6 protein-coding genes are annotated in these 3,464 nt (G+C 54.8%); all 6 read right to left on the reverse strand.

Annotated features, from left to right (window positions below; all coding sequences use genetic code 11):
• Positions 1 to 192 (reverse strand): hypothetical protein (locus tag G7007_RS21535; protein WP_181105097.1); only part of this gene is annotated, 192 nt, incomplete at its 3' end.
• Positions 189 to 635, reverse strand: coding sequence for a structural protein P5 (locus tag G7007_RS21540; protein WP_181105099.1), 447 nt, complete (start codon positions 633 to 635; stop codon positions 189 to 191). The genes G7007_RS21540 and G7007_RS21535, both read right to left, overlap by 4 nt.
• 63 nt (positions 636 to 698) lie before the next feature.
• A complete protein-coding gene (locus G7007_RS21545) occupies positions 699 to 1,685 on the reverse strand; it encodes an acyltransferase family protein (RefSeq protein WP_181105101.1) in 987 nt (328 codons plus the stop codon).
• Positions 1,686 to 1,857: 172 nt separating this feature from the next.
• Positions 1,858 to 2,067, reverse strand: a complete 210-nt coding sequence (locus G7007_RS21550; RefSeq protein WP_181105103.1) for a hypothetical protein — start codon at positions 2,065 to 2,067, stop codon at positions 1,858 to 1,860.
• 211 nt (positions 2,068 to 2,278) lie between these two features.
• Positions 2,279 to 2,662, reverse strand: a complete 384-nt coding sequence (locus G7007_RS21555) for a hypothetical protein (RefSeq protein WP_181105105.1) — start codon at positions 2,660 to 2,662, stop codon at positions 2,279 to 2,281.
• Positions 2,659 to 3,464, reverse strand: an 806-nt coding sequence (locus G7007_RS21560; protein ID WP_181105107.1) for a phage tail tip fiber protein, incomplete at its 5' end; no start/stop codon positions are given. The genes G7007_RS21560 and G7007_RS21555, both read right to left, overlap by 4 nt.

Genomic DNA, 3,464 nt, shown 5'->3' on the forward strand with positions numbered 1-3,464 from the left:
GCCCTGCTCATTGGCCAGGGCCACCAGGTTGTTGCGGGCCTGCTGGCACTGCTGCACCTGATCGTTGAGCGATGCAGCATCGGCCCGAGCCTTCTCGATCTGGCCGTGCTGCCACCAGATGACGCCGGCGGCGGCCAGGGCCAGCACCAGCCATAGCGGGATGGCCTTGAGTACCGCCAGCGCGCCGCTCATACCAGCGCCCGCCGCACGCCTTCGTCGATCACCGCCGCCGAGTACGGGTTGCCGCCGTTCTCATGGACGATGATGCCGACCACCATCCCGCGCAGCGTGGCCGGGTTCTTGATGTCGATCGGTGCCGTGGGGTGCACGCCGATGCGGGTGGCCACCGCGCGCGCATAGGCCTGGGTGTCGTTCTCGTTGCTCGGCGCCCAGCGGTTGATGGTCTCGAGCACGGTGTCGATGCCCTTGCCGCCGACACCGGGCAAGCCGTCCTTGCCCCGGTAGTTGATCAGCAGCTTGCCCAGGGCGCGGATGCCGTTCTCGGGGGAGTCGAAGCGGGCGAAGCGCGGGTTGGGCACGCCCTCCTCCAGGCCCAGCTGGCCGACCCAGGCGTTGCGTGGGTTGAAGTCGATGTTGCCCGGATTTCGGTTCCGGACGCCGCGTGGTGTGGTCATGGGTTTTCTCCAGGCATGAAAAAGCCCGCACTGGGCGGGCTTGTATGGGCTACAGAGTGGTTTTTAGGAATGAGTTGCTGGGGATCGATTTACAACACTGCGGAACCTCTTCCAAAACGGCCTTTCTACAAGATGATGGCAAATTATTGCCAGAACAATTGATAATGAAAACACAAATGCCACTTTAAAGCCTGCTGATAGACCTACTGATTCCGCCAGCCATATTGATGGGAAATGAAATAGGAATAACCCATACGAAACATTTCCTGCCTGACGCTGAATGAAATTGAAACCACCAGAAAACTTTACCTTAGAAAGCCCAGCAACTAGCGGCACCCCCAAGACATACCCTAGAGCCACCTCAAAATCAAAGCTTCGCCGAATATCAAATTTCCAAAGTGCAGCTATATATAGAAACATAGAAAACCACGCAAGAGTGACGAACAGCCTCCCTAGCTTTGAACCGTTTTCAATAGCCGCACCCGTAAGAAATATAAATAATACACCTAAGATTATTCGATAGCCGAATACATCAGTATTGAGCCAACCGATTTGCGCAGCAATAAACACCATAACACTGGCAAAAATAGCAAAAATCGCAACCCTGGAACTCAACATAAGCAGCGGGACCAACAAATAAAACTGCAACTCCACACCTAAGGACCAAGCAGGAGGAAGGATAGTAAACTGATCCATGCCATTCCACATATAGTAACTAAGCGGAACAACTGTAAAATTGGCAAGCCAATGTGAAAAATCAGGGCGTGCGCTTAAGAAGTAGATTTTAGCACCAAGACCCCAGACTGCAGCACCGAACGCTAATGCTGCAAAATATAGAGGAAAAATTCTAAGCGATCTATCTTTATAAAACCACAGTATCGAGTCGCGCAGTTTTTCATAGGGCCTGTTCGCCCAGAGCTTCGCAACTACGTGACCAGCAAGTATGTAGAAAATAACCACTGCCCAAACGCCTGGATTTAAACCCTGCACCGTATATGCCATATGACTGACGACAACTAAAGCCGCCAATAAAAATCTCAAAATCCCCATTACTGCCTTACACCTCTAGCTTGTCAAGATGTTTCAGCGCGGATCATACAGTTGCCTTGGGGATTTTGATACAAACTGGCAGAAAAGCTTCAGTACCTGCAGCAGCCATGCCGCAGGTAGCACCGCTAAAAGAGTCCTTTTCCTCCCAGCTACATGCTTGAGCGTCGGTTGCTTACGCTTCCAGTTCGAGCTCGGCCGGATCTTTGGCCGTGATCGACACCTTGGCCGTGTATTCCTTGAGGACCTGGGCGGTGTACACCTGGGCGCCCGGAGACTGGGTCAGGATCTCGCGGGCGCGCGCATCGGCCTCCTCCTGAGTGGCGTAGCGGACCGAGTTGGTGACGTCGTAGCCGTTGCTGACGTTGATGGCGATATAAGGCATTGGGTTTTCTCCAGACAAAAATAAACCCGCAAGAGCGGGCGTAGATGGATGTTGCGTTCAGTTCTTCGGGTACTGCTGCTTGACCTGCTGCAGGGTCGTATAAAACGGCTCTGCCTTGGGGATCTCTCCTTGATCCATCGCATGCCAGAGCATGTCGAGTTGCTCTTCAACAGGAGGGTATTCCTCCCGGCGCCGTTGCCGATGGCAGCTGCTATGCCTGATCTTCAATGAACTCTCCCTCCCAGGTTTTCTGTGGGAATGCGTCGACCTTGATGAGATAGGTGCCTGGGTGCTCAAACTCGAGCACGATGTCGGTACCGTCCGCCGTGTACTCCTGCCCTTCAATGGCTACAGTGGCCCCAGCGGGTGCACCCTTGAGCACATTGCCCACCAGATGGGCCGTACTGGCCGGGCGGGCGGTGAGAACTCCGTCGGGGGCGTAGTATGCTTCCGGGCTGACCGGGGCTACGATTTGCACGTAAGGCAACTCGGTGTTGGCCCTGATAATGGCCTCGGCCATTGAGGGGTGACAGCTGAGGACGCTCGTGATTTCGCCGCTCTCGGTGTAGGTGATGTAAGTAGAAGGAGCACTCATCGTTTTGTTCCTATTACGAATATATTTCGACTATCCAAAAAGATTGATGCGTCATCCCCGTACCACGTGACTTTGATGTTATGGACCCCTGGCCCGACTGCGATCGAGCCAGAGACCACTGGGGCAGGTGTTGCGGGCTGACCACCATTACCCATCAACTGGAAACCATTGATAGTCAGGGTGAAGCCGGAAGCTCTTTCCCCGCTGGTGTAGTACTGGCCGCAGTTGAACATGATGAACACGTAACCGGCTTCGTCCATCGGCACCGATATGTTCATGATGTCCATCCACTGGAAGCGGCCGGCGCCCCGCACCTGCCCTTGAACGCTATAGCTGATAGGAACAGTCACCGCGTTACCTCGAATACGCAGCGTGTCTATCTCGGCCACGCCGATCTTGGCAGCAGAGATCGAAGCATCCGCAATCTTGGCATTGTTGATACTGGCGTCGGCGATCTTGGCGTTGGTGATGCTGGCATCACGGATGTAGGCGTCGGCGATGAACGTCTGGTTGCCCTGTATCGCAAACGGTGACGAGAGGCTATCGCCCGAGGGGCTGAGTATTGCAAAGCGGCTCGCCAGTATTGCAAACGTCGATTGGACCACGCCGCCTTTGTTTTCAATGCCGACAGCAAATCCGGCAGCATGACGGATGCCGTTTGCTGTGATCTGCACCCTGACCACTTCCGAGGCACTTGCCACATTGTTCAGGTCGGTCACAGCCTCGGAAGTCCTGTTCACCATGGCATTGGTATTGCCGAGGCTGGTCTGGGTGTCATCGACGCGCTTAGCCACCGCAGACA

It is taken from the genome of Pseudomonas entomophila, assembly GCF_013523125.1.
Classification (GTDB): Bacteria; Pseudomonadota; Gammaproteobacteria; order Pseudomonadales; family Pseudomonadaceae; genus Aquipseudomonas; species Aquipseudomonas entomophila_B.

Excerpts from the sequence above, each read along its gene's own strand:
- G7007_RS21540 (WP_181105099.1), bottom strand. The coding sequence starts at position 635 with ATGACCACACCACGCGGCGTCCGGAACCGAAATCCGGGCAACATCGAC.
- G7007_RS21545 (WP_181105101.1), bottom strand. The coding sequence starts at position 1,685 with ATGGGGATTTTGAGATTTTTATTGGCGGCTTTAGTTGTCGTCAGTCAT.
- G7007_RS21550 (WP_181105103.1), bottom strand. The coding sequence starts at position 2,067 with ATGCCTTATATCGCCATCAACGTCAGCAACGGCTACGACGTCACCAAC.
- G7007_RS21555 (WP_181105105.1), bottom strand. The coding sequence starts at position 2,662 with ATGAGTGCTCCTTCTACTTACATCACCTACACCGAGAGCGGCGAAATC.